This window comes from Pseudomonas sp. NFPP07 (genome assembly GCF_900115645.1).
In the GTDB taxonomy this organism is placed as follows: Bacteria; Pseudomonadota; Gammaproteobacteria; order Pseudomonadales; family Pseudomonadaceae; genus Aquipseudomonas; species Aquipseudomonas chlororaphis.
Genome location: NZ_FOXG01000001.1, coordinates 664,572 through 682,868, shown reverse-complemented (window position 1 = coordinate 682,868; position 18,297 = coordinate 664,572). Strand labels below are relative to the sequence as shown.

The 18,297-nt window shown below is 62.9% G+C and carries 17 protein-coding genes; 2 read left to right on the top strand and 15 right to left on the bottom strand.

What is annotated here, in order from left to right; genetic code table 11:
* Positions 1 to 4: 4 nt before the first annotated feature.
* From BM019_RS03240 to BM019_RS03175, 13 genes are all read right to left on the bottom strand, one after another.
* Complete coding sequence (locus BM019_RS03240) at positions 5 to 379, bottom strand: DMT family transporter (protein WP_053262459.1); 375 nt, start codon at positions 377 to 379, stop codon at positions 5 to 7.
* Positions 376 to 1,296, bottom strand: a complete 921-nt coding sequence (locus BM019_RS03235) for an arginase family protein (protein ID WP_092417588.1) — start codon at positions 1,294 to 1,296, stop codon at positions 376 to 378. The genes BM019_RS03240 and BM019_RS03235 overlap by 4 nt, the downstream gene beginning before the upstream one ends.
* Positions 1,297 to 1,544: 248 nt before the next feature.
* Positions 1,545 to 1,874, bottom strand: a complete 330-nt coding sequence (locus BM019_RS03230) for a GlpM family protein (protein ID WP_175510585.1) — start codon at positions 1,872 to 1,874, stop codon at positions 1,545 to 1,547.
* Positions 1,875 to 1,902: 28 nt separating this feature from the next.
* The gene (locus BM019_RS03225; RefSeq protein WP_007927143.1) at positions 1,903 to 3,228 is read right to left on the bottom strand and encodes a two-component response regulator AauR; all 1,326 of its coding nucleotides are present in this window, start codon (positions 3,226 to 3,228) and stop codon (positions 1,903 to 1,905) included.
* A complete protein-coding gene (locus BM019_RS03220; protein ID WP_092417586.1) occupies positions 3,225 to 5,126 on the bottom strand; it encodes a two-component sensor histidine kinase AauS in 1,902 nt (633 codons plus the stop codon). The genes BM019_RS03225 and BM019_RS03220 overlap by 4 nt, the downstream gene beginning before the upstream one ends.
* A 156-nt stretch (positions 5,127 to 5,282) precedes the next feature.
* Entirely contained in the window at positions 5,283 to 6,017 is a 735-nt protein-coding gene (locus tag BM019_RS03215; RefSeq protein WP_007927141.1) for an amino acid ABC transporter ATP-binding protein, read from the bottom strand.
* A complete protein-coding gene (locus tag BM019_RS03210) occupies positions 6,014 to 6,685 on the bottom strand; it encodes an amino acid ABC transporter permease (protein WP_092417585.1) in 672 nt (223 codons plus the stop codon). Before BM019_RS03210 ends, BM019_RS03215 begins: the two co-directional genes overlap by 4 nt.
* Positions 6,685 to 7,431 carry an amino acid ABC transporter permease gene (locus BM019_RS03205; RefSeq protein WP_007927137.1) on the bottom strand — a complete coding sequence of 249 codons (747 nt, stop codon included), beginning with the start codon at positions 7,429 to 7,431 and terminating at the stop codon, positions 6,685 to 6,687. The genes BM019_RS03210 and BM019_RS03205 overlap by 1 nt, the downstream gene beginning before the upstream one ends.
* A gap of 189 nt (positions 7,432 to 7,620) precedes the next feature.
* Entirely contained in the window at positions 7,621 to 8,535 is a 915-nt protein-coding gene (locus tag BM019_RS03200; protein WP_009045377.1) for a glutamate/aspartate ABC transporter substrate-binding protein, read from the bottom strand.
* 438 nt (positions 8,536 to 8,973) lie between these two features.
* Complete coding sequence (gene glpD, locus BM019_RS03190) at positions 8,974 to 10,512, bottom strand: glycerol-3-phosphate dehydrogenase (RefSeq protein ID WP_092417583.1); 1,539 nt, start codon at positions 10,510 to 10,512, stop codon at positions 8,974 to 8,976.
* A 296-nt stretch (positions 10,513 to 10,808) separates the two neighbouring features.
* Entirely contained in the window at positions 10,809 to 11,564 is a 756-nt protein-coding gene (locus BM019_RS03185) for a DeoR/GlpR family transcriptional regulator (protein WP_007922413.1), read from the bottom strand.
* 251 nt (positions 11,565 to 11,815) lie between these two features.
* The gene (gene glpK, locus BM019_RS03180) at positions 11,816 to 13,321 is read right to left on the bottom strand and encodes a glycerol kinase GlpK (protein WP_009045375.1); all 1,506 of its coding nucleotides are present in this window, start codon (positions 13,319 to 13,321) and stop codon (positions 11,816 to 11,818) included.
* A gap of 78 nt (positions 13,322 to 13,399) precedes the next feature.
* Positions 13,400 to 14,251 carry an MIP/aquaporin family protein gene (locus BM019_RS03175; RefSeq protein ID WP_009045374.1) on the bottom strand — a complete coding sequence of 284 codons (852 nt, stop codon included), beginning with the start codon at positions 14,249 to 14,251 and terminating at the stop codon, positions 13,400 to 13,402.
* A 374-nt stretch (positions 14,252 to 14,625) separates the two neighbouring features.
* Here BM019_RS03175 and ybaK point away from each other — a divergent pair, with 374 nt between their 5' ends.
* Positions 14,626 to 15,096, top strand: a complete 471-nt coding sequence (ybaK, locus tag BM019_RS03170; protein ID WP_009045373.1) for a Cys-tRNA(Pro) deacylase — start codon at positions 14,626 to 14,628, stop codon at positions 15,094 to 15,096.
* Positions 15,097 to 15,212: 116 nt separating this feature from the next.
* A complete protein-coding gene (locus BM019_RS03165) occupies positions 15,213 to 15,995 on the top strand; it encodes a PhzF family phenazine biosynthesis protein (RefSeq protein ID WP_092417582.1) in 783 nt (260 codons plus the stop codon).
* Between the two features lie 43 nt (positions 15,996 to 16,038).
* Here BM019_RS03165 and BM019_RS03160 read toward each other — a convergent pair whose 3' ends face one another.
* A complete protein-coding gene (locus BM019_RS03160; protein ID WP_009045371.1) occupies positions 16,039 to 17,148 on the bottom strand; it encodes an ABC transporter ATP-binding protein in 1,110 nt (369 codons plus the stop codon).
* Entirely contained in the window at positions 17,145 to 18,065 is a 921-nt protein-coding gene (argF, locus tag BM019_RS03155) for an ornithine carbamoyltransferase (protein ID WP_009045370.1), read from the bottom strand. The genes BM019_RS03160 and argF overlap by 4 nt, the downstream gene beginning before the upstream one ends.
* Positions 18,066 to 18,297: the final 232 nt, after the last annotated feature.

Genomic DNA, 18,297 nt, shown 5'->3' with positions numbered 1-18,297 from the left:
GGGCTCAGGTGCTGGCGACGCACACCAGCATCACGCCGAGGGTGATGACCAGGGTGCCCAGCCAGCGCCGGCGGCTGACGTGCTCGCCGAGAATCAGCTTGCCGGCCAGGACCACGCCGCAATAGGCCAGGGCCGCCGCCGGGAACAGCAGGCTCAGCGGCGCGCGGGACAGGGCTTCGAGCCAGACGAAAAACTCGATCACATAGGCGCCGATGCCGCACCACAGCAGCGGCGCGTTGAACACCTGGCCCCAGAAGGCATTCAGGCGAAAACCGCCTTCCAGCTCCGGCAAACGGTCCAGGCCGAGCTTGAAACAGAGCTGGCCGATTACGTCCAGGACAATGGAAAAGGCCACCAGCAAGACAACGGTCAGGGTCACGGGAACAGCTCCTCGAACAACGCCATCAGGGCTTCGTTGGTGGTCGAATTGCGCAGCAGGTCGGCCGCGCTCCAGCGTTCGGCCGGCGGTTGGTCGGAGCGTGCTTCCCAGCGCTTGAAGGCATTGCTGAAGGCCGGCGCGGCGAACTCGCCGCAGATGTCGATACCGAGGATGCGCTTGCTCGCCGCCAGGCTGCGCAGGGCCTGCAGCAGGTGGCTCAGGCGCATGCCACCCTGGTCCCAGTTGGTCGCGGCGTCGGCGCTGGCCAGCACGTCCTTGTCGATGGTGATCCAGATCGCCTGGGTCGGCAGGCTGGCGATCAACTGGTCGAGGAAGGCTGGCCAGTCGAGCCCGGCCAGGTTGCGCCAGTGCAGGTGGTTTTCCTGCTGCTGGTGCCCGGCGCCGTCGCCGACCCGGCCCCAGACCTTGGAGGGCGCGTGCTCCCAGGGAAACAGCTGCAGCTTGCCGTGGCGCAGCGCGCCGAGGTTGCCGCCGCGCAGCTGCGGGTTGTGCAGGTCGTCGCTGCAGGGGCCGAGGGTGACGATGCGCTGGATGTGCGGCAGCTGCAGCGCTCGGTTGACCCAGGAACCGCAGTGCCGGCGCGGCGCGAAGCGCACCCAGTCGGGGTGGTTGTCGAAGTGGATCAGGCTGACCGGCTGTTGCAGGTCGGCGAGGAAGGCCGGGGTCAGGTGGTGGTAGTCACCGGAGCCGACAAAGAAGATTTCCGGCTGCGGGCCGCTGTGGGCGGGCCTTTGCCGCAGGCGCTCGGTGAAGTGACGGTAGGTGCGTTCGGTGGACCAGAGCCGCAGTTTCGGGCCCAGGTCCAGCAGGTCCAGGCGTCGCGCCTGGCCGCTGCGCAGCCGGCGCTGGACTGGCTCCTGGGCGGTCAGGCTGTGGTCGAGATCGAGAATGTTCAAAGCAGGATTTACCCATGGCAGCGCCCCTCGGAAAAGCCTGCGTCACAGGTAGCGGACGCAGGCAGAGCGGGCTTTACAGGGTAAATGCAAGGGACGGGCCAGGGCGCTGAACGGCACCTGTAGCCGCTGCCGGGCCCGCGAGGCTGCGATCGCCCCCCGCAGAGGTCTTGAGATCGCTGAAGGCCTTCGGCCTTATCGTCCGAACGCGGCCCGAGCCTGCGGCAGCGGCTACAGGAGCGCGAGGGGAGTCAGGCGTGGACGCGCACCCAGATGCTGACCAGCACGGTGGCGGCCATCAGCCAGGCCACCGCGGCCACCGCCAGGGAGGCTTCCAGGCGCAGGCGGTCGACCATCACGTAGAGGGTCGCCAGGTACACGAAGTAGGGAATGATCGACCACATGCCGAACACGATTGTGGTCTTCAGATCGTCGATGGAACGGCCCTTGCCGACGATGTAGTGGGCGATCAGGGCGAAGGTCGGGAACAGCGGCACCAGGCCGGCGATGTAGTAATTCCGGGTCTTGGCCAGGGCGGCGAGGATCACCACCACGGCGGCGCCCAGGCAGGCTTTGAGCAATAAATCCACGGTACTTCTCGCAGTCTGGTTAGTGGCTCAGGCCGTATTTCTTGACCTTGTCGAACAGCGTGGTCTTGGCCATGCCCAGTTCCTGGCTGGCCTGGGTCAGGTTGCCGCCGCTGCGTTGCAGGGCGTCGTTGAGTAGGTTGCGCTCGAAGGCCTCGACCGCCTCGGCAAAGCCCAGGCCCTGCGCGGCGTTGCCGCTGGATTTCTTGAACGCCGGCAGGCCCAGGGCAAAACGTTCGGCGACGTTGCGCAATTCACGCACGTTGCCCGGCCAGTCGTGGCTCATCAGGTTCGACAGAGTCTGGTTGTCCAGCTCCGGCGCGGCGCGGTCGAAGCGCAGCGACGACTGCTGCAGGAAGTGTTCGAACAGCTGCAGGATGTCCTCGCGACGTTCGCGCAACGGTGGCAGCTCCAGGGTCACCACGTTCAGGCGGTAATACAGGTCGCTGCGGAACTGGTTGGCGCGCCCCAGTTCGTCGAGGTCGGACTTGGTCGCCGCGATCACCCGGCAATCCACCGCCACGCTCTGGTTCGAGCCCAGGCGCTCCAGGGTGCGCTCCTGCAAGACCCGCAGCAGTTTGATCTGCAGGTTCATCGGCATGCTTTCCACTTCGTCGAGGAACAGCGTGCCTTCGTGGGCGTGCTCGATCTTGCCGATACGCCGCTTGCCGGCGCCGGTGAAGGCGTTGGCCTCGTGGCCGAAGATCTCGCTTTCGAACAGGTTTTCCGGCAGGCCGCCGCAGTTGAGGGCGACGAACTGGTGGGTGTGGCGGCGGCTGAAATCATGCAGGCAGCGGGCGACCAGTTCCTTGCCGGTGCCGGTCTCGCCTTCGATCAGCACGTTGGCCGAGGTGTCGGCGACGTTGGCGATCAGCTCCCGCAGGTGCTGCATGGCCGGCGAACGGCCGATGATCCGTCCTTCGAGGGAGTCGCGCTCGGCCAGCTGGCGGCGCAGCGACGACACTTCCCGGGCCAGCCCGCGCTGCTCCAGGGCACGGCGGGCGACATCCACCAGGCGCTCGGGGGAGAAGGGCTTTTCCATGAAGTCATAGGCGCCTTTCTGCATCGCGCCGACGGCCATGGAGATATCGCCGTGGCCGGTGATCAGCACCACCGGCAGGCTGCGGTCACGGGCCTTGAGGCGGGTCAGCAGCTCCAGGCCGTCGATGCCCGGCAGGCGGATATCGCTGATGACGATCCCGGCGAAGTTGTCGCCGACCCGCTCCAGGGCTTCTTCGGCGCTGCCGACGCCGACGCAGGGAATGTCTTCCAGGGCCAGGGCCTGCTGGCAGCCGAGCAGGACATGGGGGTCGTCTTCGACGATCAGGACGGTAAGGTCGTTGTTCATAGCGGCTCGGCTTGTGTAGGGCTGACCAGGGGCAGGCTGAGGACGAAGGCGGTACCGCCGTCGGCCGGGTGCTCGACGCCCAGGTTGCCACCCGTGGCGGCGGCCAGGCTGGCGGACAGGGTCAGGCCGAGGCCCAGGCCCTGCTCGCCGGGTTTGGTGGTGAAGAAGGGTTCGAACAGGTGCTTGCGCGCCTCGGCGTCGATGCCGTGGCCGTTGTCGCGCACCCGCAGGCGGTATTTGCCTTCGATGCTTTCGCCTTCCAGCCACAGCTCCGGCCGCGGCTGGGTCTGCATGGCGTCCAGGGCGTTGCCGATCAGGTTGACCAGGATCTGCTCCAGGCGGGTCTGGTCGATCCTTACCTGGACTTCGCTGAAGTCGCGGTGCAATTGCAGCGGCAGGTTTTCCAGGCGCGCATTGAGCAACTGCAGGGCAGCGTCCACGGCCTTGCCGAGACTGGCTTCGCCCTGGTCCTCGCCGCGACGGGCGAAGGAACGCAGGCTGGCGGTGATGCGGCCCATGCGGTCGATCAGTTCGTTGATGGTCTTGAGGTTGGTGCTGGCGGTGTCCAGGGCGCCGCGTTCGAGGAAACGCACGGTGTTGCCGGACAGGGTGCGCAGGGCGGCCAGCGGTTGGTTCAGTTCATGGGCGATGCTGGTGGACATCTGGCCGATGGCGGCGAGCTTGCCGGCCTGGACCAGTTCGTCCTGGGCGCGGCGCAGGGTTTCCTCGGCCTGGCGGCGCTCGCGGATCTGGCCCTTGAGCCGTTCGTTGCTGGCGCGCAGGTCGCTGGTGCGTTCGGCGATCCGCCGTTCCAGCTGGTTGTTGGCTTCCTGCAGGGCTTCGCGGGCGGCGAGGCGGGTGGCGATGACCTTGCGCCGCTCGTTCCAGGCAATCAGCAGGAAAGCCACCAGGGCGAAGGCCACGGCTACCAGGATGCCCTGGTTGATGGCTTCGCGGCGCAGGTCCTTGAGCGGGGTCAGCAGGGTGAAGTTCCAGGGCGTATCGCTCAGGGGCCGGGTCTGGGACAGGTAGCTGATTTCCTTGTCGTCGGACACCAGCTCGGTGTTGGCCGGGAAGGTCAGCTTCTCCACGCCTTCGGCCAGGCGTTCGCGGGCCAGCGGCTCCAGTTCGTTGAGGGTGAACCAGTAATATTGCAGGCTGCGCGCCAGGCGTTCCTTGGTGTCGTCGCTCAGCGGGCGTACCGAGCGGAGGCGCCGGGCCGGGTCGCTGGAGAGGATGATGATGCCGTTCTCGTCGCTGACGAAGCCTTCCAGGCGGGCGCGTTGCCAACGTTCTTCCAGGGCCTCCAGGCGCACCTTGACCACCGCCACGCCGATGATCTTGCCCTGTTCTTCCAGGCCGTGGGCCAGGTAGTAGCCGGGCTCGCCGTTGGTACTGCCGATGCCGTAGAAGCGCCCGGGCTGGCCGCGCACGGCATTCTGGAAATAGGCCCGGAACGACAGGTCTTCACCCAGGTAGCTGTCGACGTCGCGCCAGTTGCTGGTGGCCAGCACGCGGCCGGTGGTGTCCATCACGTAAATGGCCCGACTGCGGCTGCGCCGGTTCAGGCCTTCGAGGTAATTGTTGACGGTCTGCCGGTGCTCCGGCGTCGGCTCGTTGAGCAACAGCGACACACTGGATTCGAGTTCCAGCAGGCTGGGCAGGTAGGTGTATTTGCTGATCTCGCTTTCGACCGCGCGGGCGTGCAGTTCCAGCTGGCGTTCGCCGTTCTCGCTGAGGCTGCGGATGCCGTAATGCTCGCTGATCCAGAAGCCGATGTAGCCCAGGCCGATCATCAGCAAGATGACCAGTGGCGGCAGGAACAGGTGGCGGATCAGACGGGGTTTCACGGCGAGTGATGGCGGCGCGGCGCGATAGAGAGTGGGGTCGCATTTCATCACAGATGCCTTGGGTCAACCAGCGCTCGCCCGCTTCCTGTAGGAGCGAGCTTGCTCGCGAAGAACTCAAGGACAACGCATTATCCAGGATGCACGCGTTATCGTTAACGACCATCGCGAGCAAGCTCGCTCCTACAGGGGCGAGCCGCATCGCTTTTAGTGCTGCAGGATTTTCTCGAGGAAATGCTGCGCACGCTCGGAGCGGGCGTTGATGTCGCCGAAGAATTCCTCTTTCGGGCAGTCTTCGATGATTTTGCCGGCGTCCATGAAGATCACCCGGTCCGCGACCTTGCGGGCGAAGCCCATTTCGTGGGTCACGCACATCATGGTCATGCCTTCGTGGGCCAGTTGCACCATCACGTCCAGCACTTCGTTGACCATTTCCGGATCGAGCGCGGAAGTCGGTTCGTCGAACAGCATGACGATCGGGTCCATCGCCAGCGCGCGGGCGATCGCCACACGCTGTTGCTGGCCGCCGGACAACTGGCCCGGGTGCTTGTGGGCGTGGGCGGACAAGCCGACGCGCTCCAGCAATTGCAGGCCTTTCTTGGTGGCTTCTTCCTTGCTGCGGCCCAGCACCTTGATCTGCGCGATGGTCAGGTTTTCGGTGATGGTCAGGTGCGGGAACAGCTCGAAGTGCTGGAACACCATGCCCACGCGCGAACGCAGTTTCGGCAGGTTGGTCTTCGGGTCGGCGATGGAGGTGCCGTCGACCACGATGTCACCTTTCTGGAACGGTTCGAGGGCGTTGACGCATTTGATCAGGGTGGATTTGCCGGAGCCGGACGGTCCGCACACCACGATCACTTCGCCTTTCTTGACCTCGGTGCTGCAATCGGTCAGCACCTGGAAGTCCCCATACCACTTGTTGATGTTCTTGATAGAGATCATACGGCAAACCTTTTTTGCAGACGCTTGACCAGCAGCGAGGCGGCAAAGCTGATTGTGAAATACACCAGACCGGCAACGATCAGGAACTCATTGGAGCGGCCGATGATGTCGCCGCTGGAGCGCGAGGCATTGAGGAAGTCCACCAGGCCCACGGTGTACACCAGCGAGGTGTCCTGGAACAGGATGATGCTCTGCTGCAGCAGCAGCGGGGTCATCTTGCGGAACGCCTGGGGCAGGATGATCAGGCGCATCATCTGGCCATAGCTCATGCCCAGTGCCTGGGCGGCGCCCATCTGGCCCTTGGGAATCGACTGCACGCCGGCGCGGACGATTTCACAGAAGTACGCCGCCTCGAACATCATGAAGGCGACGATGCACGAGCCGAACGCACCGATCGGGGTGTCTTCGCCGGTGATCCAGCGCAGCACGAAGGGCACCGCCAGGTAGAACCAGGTGATCACCAGCAGCAGCGGGATGGAGCGGAAGTAGTTGACGTAGACGCCAGCGATGTTCGACAGCAGTTTGCTGTGGGACAGACGCATCAACGCCAGGATGGTGCCGAGGACGATCCCGCCGACGACGCCCAGGGCCATCAGCTTGAGGGTCATCAGCATGCCGTTCCACAGGCCGGGAATGGCCGGGACGACGCCAGTGAAGTCGAAATCCATTATTTGCCCCCCACGGAGATCAGGCCGGGCACCGCGACTTTCTTCTCGACCATGCGCATCAGCAGCATCAGGCTCATGTTCAGGGTGAAGTAGATCAGCGTGGCCAGGGTGAAGGCTTCAAACAGGTTGGCCGAGAACTCGGCGGTCTGCTTGGTCTGCGCCAGCAACTCCATCAGGCCGATCAGCGAGGCCACGGAGGAGTTCTTGAAGACGTTGAGGAATTCCGAGGTAAGCGGCGGAATGATGATCCGGTAGGCCTGGGGCAGCAGCACGTTCCAGTAGATCTGCGGCAGCTTGAAGCCCATGGCGCGGGCCGCGGATTCCTGGCCGCGTGGCAGCGCCTGGATACCGGTGCGCACCTGTTCGCAGACACGGGCGGCGGTGAACAGGCCCAGGCACACGACGACGCTCAGGTAGGCCGAGGTAGTCGGGTTGAGGTCCTGCTTGTACCAGTCCTGCAGGTTTTGCGGCAGCAGGTCCGGCACCAGGAAGTACCAGATGAACAGCTGAACCAGCAGCGGTACGTTACGGAAAATCTCCACGTAGACGGTGGCGATGCCCGACACCAGGCGGTTCGGCACGGTCCGCATGACGCCCAGGATCGAGCCCAGAAGCAGCGCGACGATCCAGGCCACCACGGCGATGGCGATGGTCCAGCCCAGGCCCGCGATGTACCAGTCGAGATAGGTCTCGCTGCCCACGCCGGTGGACTTGAAGAACACGCCCCAGTCCCAGTTGTAATTCATTAGGGTCTCCCCTCTGATCGATCGATGTACAAGCACCCGCTTGGGGAAATCCGTTCCCGCCTGGATGACGCCCAGGCACACGCGATCGGCTCGACAACCACCGGTTCGAGTGTTTCCAAAAAAAGCCAGCAGGTAGTGACAGGCTCCTGAAAGGGCCGCGCCCTTTCAGGAGACAAGGTTAGTCAGGAATCAGGACTTTTTATCGTCAGCCGCTTTGTCGGTCGGGTTGGCGATCAGGGCCTTGAGCTCGTCGCTCATCGGGAACATCAGGTTCAGGCCTTTTGGTGGAATCGGCGACTGGAACCATTTGTCGTAGATCTTGTTGATCTCGCCCGACTTGAAGGTGGCGACGATGGCGTCGTCCACGGCCTTCTTGAACGGTGCGTCGCCCTTGCGGACCATGCAGCCGTAGATTTCGTAGGATTGCGCGGTACCGGTCACGGCCCAGTCGGTCGGTTTGCGGGCCTTGGCCATTTCACCGGCCAGCAGCGCGTCGTCCATCATGAAGGCAACGGCGCGGCCGCCTTCGAGCATGTTGAAGGACTCGCCATGGTCCTTGGCCGAGATCACGTTCATGCCCATCTGCTTGTCGGCGTTCATTGCCTTGAGGATGCGCTCGGACGTGGTGCCGGCGGTGGTCACGACGTTCTTGCCCTTCAGGTCGGCGAAGTCCTTGTAAGGCGAATCCTTCTTGGACAGCAGGCGGGTACCGATCTCGAAGATGCCGACGGAGAAGTCGACCTGCTGCTGACGCTCGACGTTGTTGGTGGTGGAACCGCACTCGACGTCCACGGTGCCGTTCTGCACCAGCGGGATACGGGTCTGCGAGGTAACCAGGTTGTATTTGACCTTGAGATCCGGCATGTCGAGGTCTTTCTTGATGGCTTCGACGATTTTCAGCTGGATGTCGTGGGAGTAGCCGACTGGAACGCCGGATGCATCCGCGATGTAGGAGAACGGAATGGAAGCGTCGCGATGTCCGAGGGTGATGGTGCCGGAGTCTTTGATTTTCTTCAGGGTGCCGGTGAGTTCGGCGGCGACCACTGGAGTGCTAATCAGAGCAGCAGCAATGGCTGCGCCCAACAGATGGGGAACGATGCGCATCAATATTTCCTCGACATTTGTTTTTTTTATGAAGCCAGTTCGACGGCTCTCTTATACAGCGAATGCCTTGACGGCTCCTGATGTGTGTTGGCCCATCAGGCATTCGTCGAAGAGTGTAGAGCATGAGTCGTGCCAGGCCAGCTGATCCGTATCAAGACCTTGATTTGAAAGGCTATTAAATATTTATGGCGGATATTGTCGGCGGTCTTTATCCGGTTATCCGAATTGACCCGAAAGTCGCGTTCGGAAAACCGAATGCCCAGCAGGGCCGGGCTCATTCCCCTGTAGGCGCAAGGCTTGCCCGCGATTCGGGCGCTGCGGCGTACCTGTTGGACCGCGTTATCGTTCATCGCGGGCAAGCTCCGCTCCTACAGAAGCTGCGGCCAGAAAAAAGCCCCCGGGCCGTATGGCGCAGGGGCTTCTTTATAGGAGGAGCAATCAGGCGGCTTCGATCTTCGCCCGGTTCTGCTCGACCTTCTGCAGGTAGTGCTGGAGTTTTTCCTGTTCTGCCGGGGTCGTGAACAGCCCCAGCTTGCTGCGGCGCCACAGGATGTCCTGGGCATTGACCGCCCATTCTTCGCTGCACAGGTAATCGACTTCACGGGTGTACAGGCCGCCACCCAGGTGCTCGCCCAGGTCGCTCAGGCTGTGTACGCCTTCCAGCAGGCGCCAGGTGCGGCTGCCATAGCTGCTGGCCCAGCGGCGGGCGATTTCGCTGGGTACCCAGTCGAACTTCTGGCGAATCGCTTCGGCCAGTGCCTGCGGGGTGGTCATGTCTTCGCCGCCGGGCAAAGTCGAGTGGGCGGTCCAGCTCGGCTTGATGCCCTTGAAGAACGGCGTCAACTGGGCCATGGCCGATTCGGCCAGCTTGCGGTAGGTGGTCAGCTTGCCGCCGAACACCGACAGCAGCGGCGCTTCGTCGGCATTGCCGGACAGCGCCAGGGTGTAGTCGCGGGTCACGGCCGACGGGTTGTCGGATTCGTCGTTGCACAGCGGGCGCACGCCGGAGTAGGTGTGCACGATGTCCTGGCGGCTCAGCTGCTTCTTGAAGTGGGCGTTGACCACTTTCAGGATGTAGTCGGTTTCGCCTTCGGTAATCGCCACCTTCGCCGGGTCACCGGTGTACTCGCGGTCGGTGGTGCCGATCAGGGTGAAGTGGTTCAGGTACGGAATGGTGAAGACGATGCGCTGGTCTTCGTTCTGCAGGATGTGCGCATGTTCGCCTTCGTACAGCTTCGGCACGATCAGGTGGCTGCCCTGGATCAGGCGGATGCCGTAAGGCGAATCCAGCTTCAGGTCGTCCTTGATGAACTTGGCGACCCATGGGCCGGCGGCGTTCACCAGGGCCTTGGCTTGAATCGAGAACAGGCTGCCGTCGGCGCGCTCCAGGTGCAGGTGCCACATGCCCTTGCTGCGGCGGGCGCTGATGCAGCGGGTCTGGGTGTGCACATGGGCGCCTTTTTCGCGGGCGGCCATGGCGTTCAACACCACCAGACGGGCGTCGTCGACCCAGCAGTCGGAGTATTCGAAGCCTTTGGTGATCTCGGCTTTCAACGGGCTGTCGGCACCGAACTTGAGGCTCTTGGAACCGGCGAGTTTTTCCCGCTTGCCCAGGTGGTCATAAAGGAACAGGCCGGCGCGGATCATCCACGCCGGACGCAGGTGCGGGCGGTGCGGCAGGACGAAACGCATGGGCTTGACGATATGCGGGGCCTTGGCCAGCAGCACTTCGCGTTCGGCCAGAGCTTCGCGCACCAGACGGAATTCGTAATGTTCGAGGTAGCGCAGGCCACCGTGGATCAGCTTGCTGCTGGCCGAGGAGGTATGGCTGGCCAGGTCGTCTTTTTCGCAAAGGAACACGGACAGGCCACGCCCGGCGGCATCGGCAGCGATGCCGACACCATTGATCCCACCACCGATCACGGCAATGTCATAAATCTCGGCGAGAGGGGGCGCGGGCAAGGTGGAAGTGGGCATCGACTGGCCTCGTGTTCTTCTGGTATTTGAAATCGAACATTAATGTTCATTTGCGAAAATACTAGCGCAGAAACACGCCGACAGCCAGCGGGATTCGATTGAAAAAACTCATCGAAAGGCGGGGAAAGGAAAATTTACGAACATTGTCGGACGCAAGGTGTCCGCAGCTTGCGGAGGAGCGAACTGTAGCCGCTGCCGAAGGCTGCGATCGCGCCCGAAGGGCGCGCAGGATCTCCAGTTCGCTGAAGGCCTTCGGCCTTATCGCAGCCTGCGGCAGCGGCTACAGGGGGAGGGGGTCAGACGACTTCCAGGCGAATCTTGTGTTGCTGCAGCAACTGGGTCAGCGCCGGAACCGGCTGCTGGTCGGTGACCAGGCAATCGATCAGGCTGATGGGGCCGAGGCGGATCATGGCATTGCGCCCGAACTTGCTGGAGTCGGCGGCCAGGATCACCTGCCGGGCATTGGCGATGATTGCCTGGGACACCCGCACTTCCTGGTAGTCGAAGTCCAGCAGGCTGCCGTCTTCGTCGATACCGCTGATGCCGACCAGGGCGAAGTCGACCTTGAACTGGTTGATGAAGTCGACGCTGGCCTGGCCGACCACACCGCCATCGCGACGCACATTGCCGCCGGTCAGCAGCACGTCGAAGTCGTCCTTGGCGCTGAGCATGGACGCCACGTGCAGGTTGTTGGTGATGATCTTCAGGTGGCTGTGATTGAGCAGCGCCCGGGCAATGGATTCGGTGGTGGTACCGATATTGATGAACAGCGAGGCGTGATCGGGGATCTGCGCGGCGATGGCTTCGCCGATGCGTTGTTTCTCGTCGCGCATCTGATCGGCGCGCATGGCGTAGGCGGTGTTTTCGACACTGGAGTCGTAGGCTGCGCCGCCATGGTAGCGACGCAACAGGTTCACTTCCGCCAGTTGGTTGATATCGCGGCGGATGGTTTGCGGTGTAACGACGAACAGCTGGGCCATTTCCTCGATGCTGACATAGCCGCGTTCGCGGACCAGCTCGAGGATTTGCTGCTGACGGGGAGGCAGATTCATGGGGCTTCCTTTGGGCTGCCATGCAAAATTTGCCCATGATGCCGCAGGAATCTACTCCCGACCAGTTACCCGATCACGTGAAAACTACTACGCTCGGAAATCCTGTGTTAAAAACAGACTCGGACTGCTCATTTACAAACACGTAAAGTCGGGTGCGACCCCAGCCGGTCCTCGTCTGTTTTTGCCTTGGTTTTCCTTCGCTCGCTACGTTTTCACCCGATCGGCCACCCGATACGAATCCGCGACCTGGCTTATTCAGCGCCTTCGTGCGGTTCCCAGTCGCGGGTGCGGCTGACGGCTTTTTTCCAGCCGGCGTAGAGTTTTTCCTTCTCGGTTTCGGCCAGCTGCGGTTCGAACTCGCGCTCGATCACCGCCTTGCCGCGCAGCTCTTCCAGGCTGCCCCAGAAGCCGCAGGCCAGGCCGGCCAGGTAGGCCGCGCCCAGGGCCGTGGTTTCGCGCATTTGCGGGCGCTCGACCTGGGTGCCGAGGATGTCGGCCTGGAACTGCATGAGGAAGTTGTTGGCGACCGCGCCGCCGTCCACGCGCAGGGCCTTGAGGCGTTCGCCGGAGTCCTGCTGCATGGCGTCGAGGACGTCGCGGGTCTGGTAGGCGATCGATTCCAGCGCGGCGCGGATGATGTGGTCCACGCGCACGCCACGGGTCAGGCCGAACAGCGCGCCACGGGCGTAGGGGTCCCAGTACGGAGCGCCGAGGCCGGTGAAGGCCGGGACCAGGTACACGCCGTTGCTGTCCTTGACCTTGCTGGCGAAGTATTCGGTGTCGTGGGCGTCGTTGATGATCTTCAGTTCGTCCCGCAGCCACTGCACGGTAGAGCCGCCGTTGAACACCGCGCCCTCCAGGGCGTAAGCCACTTCGCCGCGAGGGCCGCAGGCGATGGTGGTGAGCATGCCGTGCTTGGACTTGACCGCCTTGTCGCCGGTGTTCATCAGCAGGAAGCAGCCAGTGCCGTAGGTGTTCTTCGCCTGGCCCGGCTCGACGCACATCTGGCCGAACAGCGCCGCCTGCTGGTCGCCGGCGATACCGCCGATGGCGATGCCGCTTTTGGTGCGGCCGTAGATTTCCGAGGAGGATTTCACTTGCGGCAGCATTTCCCGCGGGATATCCAGCACCTCCAGCATCTTCGCATCCCACTCCAGGGTGTGGATGTTGAAGAGCATGGTGCGCGAGGCGTTGGTGTAGTCGGTGACGTGGGTCTTGCCGCCGGTGAATTTCCAGATCAGCCAGCTGTCGACGGTGCCGAACAGCAGTTCGCCGTTGCGCGCGCGTTCGCGGCTGCCTTCGACGTTGTCGAGGATCCACTTCAGCTTGGTACCGGAGAAGTACGGGTCGGTGACCAGGCCGGTGGTATCGCGGATGTACTCTTCCAGGCCGTCACGCTTGAGCTGCTGGCAGATCTCGGTGCTGCGGCGGCACTGCCAGACGATGGCGTTGTAGATCGGCCGGCCAGTGGTCTTGTCCCAGACCACGGTGGTTTCGCGCTGGTTGGTGATGCCGATGGCGGCGACCTGGTCATGGTGCAGGCCGGCTTGCGCCAGGGCCTCGACCATCACTGCGCTCTGGGTGGCGAAGATTTCCATCGGATCGTGTTCGACCCAGCCGGCTTGCGGGTAATGCTGGACGAATTCGCGTTGGGCGGTGCACACGACGTTGGCGTCGCGATCGAAAATGATCGCGCGCGAGCTGGTCGTACCCTGATCGAGGGCAATGATGTAGTTCTTATTCTGAATGTCGGTCATGTCGATTGCCTTGGACAAAAATAAGGAAGTGGGCAAGAGGCGCAGGTCGGGGTTGGGCAGGACCTTGCGCCGCCGGTTTCAAGAAGTTCTTACTTTGCCGTCAATGGCTTTCTCGGCATCCGTTGGAGCAGGGGCGACGGTTGGCAGGTGGCGGGCAATCAGCCCACGGTAAGCCACGGCGCCGAGGCAGGCACCGATAATCGGCGCGAAGATCGGAACCAGGAAGTACGGAATGTCGCGGCCGCCGGTAAAGGAAACCTCACCCCAACCCATGAAGAATGTCATCAGTTTAGGGCCAAAATCCCGCGCCGGGTTCATCGCGAAACCGGTCAGCGGCCCCATGGCGCTGCCGATCACGGCGATCAGCAGGCCGATCAGCAGCGGCGCCATCGGGCCGCGCGGCAAGCCGTTGTTATCGTCGGTCAGGGACATGATCACGCCCATCAGGATCGCGGTAATCACCACTTCGACCAGGAACGCCTGGGCGGTGGACAGCGCCGGGTTGGGATAGGTGGAGAATACCGACGCCAGTTCAAGGCTGGCCTGGGAGCCGCGGACCATCTGGTGGGCTTGTTCGTAATCGAAGAACAGGTTGCTGTACAGCGTGTAGACCAGCAGCGCCGCGCAGAAGGCGCCGGCGATCTGGGAGACGATATAGAACGGCAGTTTGCGTTTCTCGAAGTCGGTAAAGATGCACAGCGCGATGCTGACCGCGGGGTTGAGGTGCGCGCCGGAAACGCCGGCGGTGAGGTAGATCGCCATGCTCACGCCGATCCCCCAGATGACGCTGATTTCCCACAGGCCGAAGCTGGCGCCCGCGACCTTGAGCGCGGCGACGCAGCCGGTACCGAAGAAGATCAACAAGGCTGTACCCAGGAACTCGGCCATGCACTGGCCGGAGAGCGACGGTTGTTGTAACGCAGTTGTCATGGAAAACCTCGGTTTTTGTTGTTGTCTGGCACTGGCGTGAAGGGCGCCGAGCGCGATTTTCACCGTCGGCAGGATCCCCATCCTGGACGCGGCTTACTGCTGGGTACGGCTATTGGATCTACCACATGATATTCGCAAACGAAAAAATATAGACAAGAAACATTACTGTCAAAGGTCGAAAGTGAACCATTGGTCATTTTATAACTATCAGTTGTGTGAATGATCTTGCGGGAAGCGCGTGGGTTTTGCGCAAAAGGCACGGCCAGCCTGGTGCCGGCGGCCGTCGGGACTGAGGTATGGGCCTTGGAATAGAGCCTTTTGCTGGCGGATATCCTAGAATCGCCGGTGTTCTTTTCCCTGCCTATGGAGTTGCCATGACCCCTGCACTGGATCTGCTGAAAAAAGTTCGCGCCGAACATCGGGTGCACAGTTATGAACATGACCCGAAGGCGGCCTCCTATGGTCTGGAGGCAGCGGAAAAGCTCGGTCTCGATCCGGCGCAGGTGTTCAAGACGCTGCTGGCCAGCAGTGAAAAGGGCGAATTGCTGGTGGCCGTGGTGCCGGTCGTCGGAAGTCTCGACCTCAAGGCCCTGGCGCACGCGGCGGGGGTGAAAAAAGCCGAGATGGCCGACCCGGCTGCCGCGCAGCGAGCGACCGGTTACCTGCTGGGCGGGATCAGCCCGCTGGGGCAGAAAAAGCGCCTGCGCACTTTTATCGATAACAGTGCGCAACCCTTTGCCAGCATCTTCGTCAGTGCCGGGCGGCGTGGGCTTGAGGTCGAACTCTCGGCCGCCGTGCTGGCCGAGCACACTCAGGCGACCTTCGCCGATATCGGGCGCGACTGACCGTCAGTGCGCCGATAAGTATCGGCGCTGTATGGCAAAAAATAACTTTCTCTGTGGCTGTCGGCGCCAGGACGGGCAGCCCCATGCTTGCGCGGCATGTTCAAGGAGAAATGTTTATGCAGCTTGAGTTTCATCAGGTCGATGCGTTCAGCGATCGTCCATTTAGCGGCAACCCGGCGATGGTCTATCGACTGCCGGCCTGGCCGGCTGATGAGTTGATGCAGAACATCGCCGCCGAGCACAACCTGGCGGAGACCGCTTTTGTCGTGCGCGAGCCTCAAGGCTGGCGTATCCGCTGGTTTACCCCGACTACCGAAATCGCCTTGTGCGGCCATGCCACCCTTGCCAGCGCCCATGTGCTGTTCGAGATTTATGGCGAGCCGGGGCCGCGTATCGACTTCATCTGCCAGTCGGGCTCCTTGAGCGTCAGTCGCGAAGGCGCGCAGCTTTGGCTGGACTTCCCGGTTCGTGCGCCGCGCGCGATCGATGGCCGCGAACAGCTGGAGCGCGTTTTGGGCACGAGGGTCGTGGCGTTACTGGGGGCCAACGAGTTGTTCGCGGTGCTGGAGTCCGAGCAGGCGGTGCTCGACTGTCAGCCGGACATGGCGGCGCTGGCCAAGTTGCCCTGGCCTGGCGCGATCGTGACCGCGCAGGGCAGCCAGCATGATTTTGTCTCGCGCTATTTCGCGCCGGCCATTGGCATCAACGAAGACCCGGTCACCGGCTCGACCCACTGCGCCCTGATTCCGTATTGGGCCGAACGCCTGGACAAGACGAGCCTGACGGCCTATCAACGCTCGACGCGCGGAGGGGCGTTGTTCTGTCGGCTGGAAGGGGAGCGGGTGAAGATTGGCGGGCAGGCGACGCTGGTGGCCAGCGGTAAGCTGTTCCTGGATTGAAAGCGCAGGCGCCGGTTGGGCGGCGCCTGCGGTATCCGCTGGATCAGTGGGCGCTGCTGTAGCGGCGAACGCCCGATTCAGCCTGTGGCAGTTGCGCCGCGGTGCTGCCGGAGGCCTGGAACAGTACCAGGTGTTCGGCGGCGACGCGGATTCCGACGTCAGCGCCTATCAGATGATCGGCATGGCTTGGGAAGATCGACTCGAGCTGGCTGCCGGTCGGCAGCTGCAGGCGGTACAGGGTCGACGCGCCCTGGAAACTCTTGCCGACGATCCGCGCCTTGAGGGCGCTGTCCGGTGCATAAACGATGTCGTCCGGGCGTAGCAGTACATCCACCGCGCCGCCGGGGGGCCAGGTGTAGGCACGGTTGCCGCGCAGTACGCCGAGTTCGGTCTGCACCGATTCCGGGCTGTCCAGCTGGCCGCGAATGAAATAGCCCTGGCCGATAAAGCTCGCCACGAACGGTGTCAGCGGTTCGTGATAGAGGTTGTACGGCGTGTCCCATTGCTCCAGGCGGCCTTCCTTGAACACCCCGACATGATCACTGACGGCGAAGGCTTCTTCCTGGTCGTGGGTCACCAGGATCGCACTGGTGCCCCGCGCCTTGAGGATGTCGCGCACTTCGTGGCTGAGCTTGCGCCGCAGTTCGCCATCGAGGTTGGAAAAGGGTTCGTCGAGCAGCAGCAACTGCGGCTCCGGCGCCAGGGCCCGGGCCAGTGCGACGCGCTGTTGCTGGCCGCCGGACAGCTCATGAGGGAAGCGCTTGCCGAGGTTCTTCAGGTTGACCAGTTCCAGCAGCTCCTCGACCACCCGGTTCTTCTGCGGGTGCTTGCGGATGCCGAAGGCAATGTTGTCCGCCACGCTCAGGTGCGGGAACAGGGCGTAGTCCTGGAACACCATGCCGATCCGCCGGCGTTCCGGCGCCAGGGTGAAGCCAGCGCTGGAGATGGTTTCGCCGGCCAGCTGGATTTCACCTTCGTGCACCGGCTCGAAACCGGCAATCGCGCGCAGGGTGGTGGTCTTGCCGCAGCCGGAGGAACCGAGCAGGCAACCGATATCGCCGGCGTTGAGGTGCAGGTTGAGGTTCTGCACGACCCGTTGGTCCTGGTAGCCGCAGGCGAGATTGCGCAGGTTAAGCAGTAATGGCTGGCTCATGCGTGGTGGTACGCCGGCTCGACCAGAAACTCGAGCAGGGCCTTCTGTGCGTGGAGACGGTTTTCTGCCTGGTCCCACGCCACGGAGCGCGGGTCGTCCAGCAGGTCGAGGCTGATTTCTTCGCCGCGGTGGGCGGGCAGGCAGTGCATGAACAGCACGTCTTCGGCGGCCAGGTCGAGCAGCGCGCGATTGACCTGGAACGGCGCGAACAGCTTGAGACGCAGGGCGGTTTCTTCTTCCTGGCCCATGGAGGTCCAGACATCGGTGCTCACCAGATGGGCGCCGATCACCGCGTCTTGCGGATCGCGCACGATGCTCACCCGGTCGCCGGCGCGGGCGACGAATTCAGGGTTGGGGTCGTAGCCTTCAGGGCAGGCGATGCGCAGTTGGAAGTCGAACTGGATCGCCGCTTCTATATAGCTGTTGCACATGTTGTTGCCGTCGCCGATCCAGGCCACGGTCTTGCCCTGGATCGAACCGCGGTGTTCGAGGAAGGTTTGCATGTCGGCCAGCAACTGGCACGGGTGCAGGTCGTCGGACAGGCCGTTGATCACCGGTACGCGGGAGTTGGCCGCGAACTCGGTCAGGGTGCTGTGGGCAAAGGTACGGATCATCACCGCGTCGAGCATGCGCGACATGACGATGGCGCAGTCGCTGATCGGCTCGCCGCGACCCAGTTGGGTGTCGCGCGGGGACAGGAAGATTGCCTGGCCGCCGAGCTGGATCATGCCGGCTTCGAAGGACAGGCGGGTGCGGGTAGACGACTTCTCGAAAATCATCCCGAGAACGCGGTTTTTCAGGGGCTCGAAGAGTACGCCGCGGTTACGCAGGTCCTTCAGCTCGATGCCTCGACGAATCACGCTGACCAGCTCTTCGGGCGTGCAATCCATCAGGGAGAGAAAGTGCCTTGCGCTCATCATTAACTACCTTTTTGCAACAGACCGCAGATACTCAAAGCCTTGTTTTATCGAGAAACGGGCGAGACCTGCGGCGAAAGCCGCACGGGGCGACGAAATAGGGGAAGGCGCGATCTTATAATTAAATGTCGCGTCTTACCAATAGCAGGCTTGGTTTCTAAGGCTTTCACCACTTGCAGCGAGTGGCCTGGGCCAAAAAAGTGGGCCATTCGTGACGTTTTACAGCATGTTC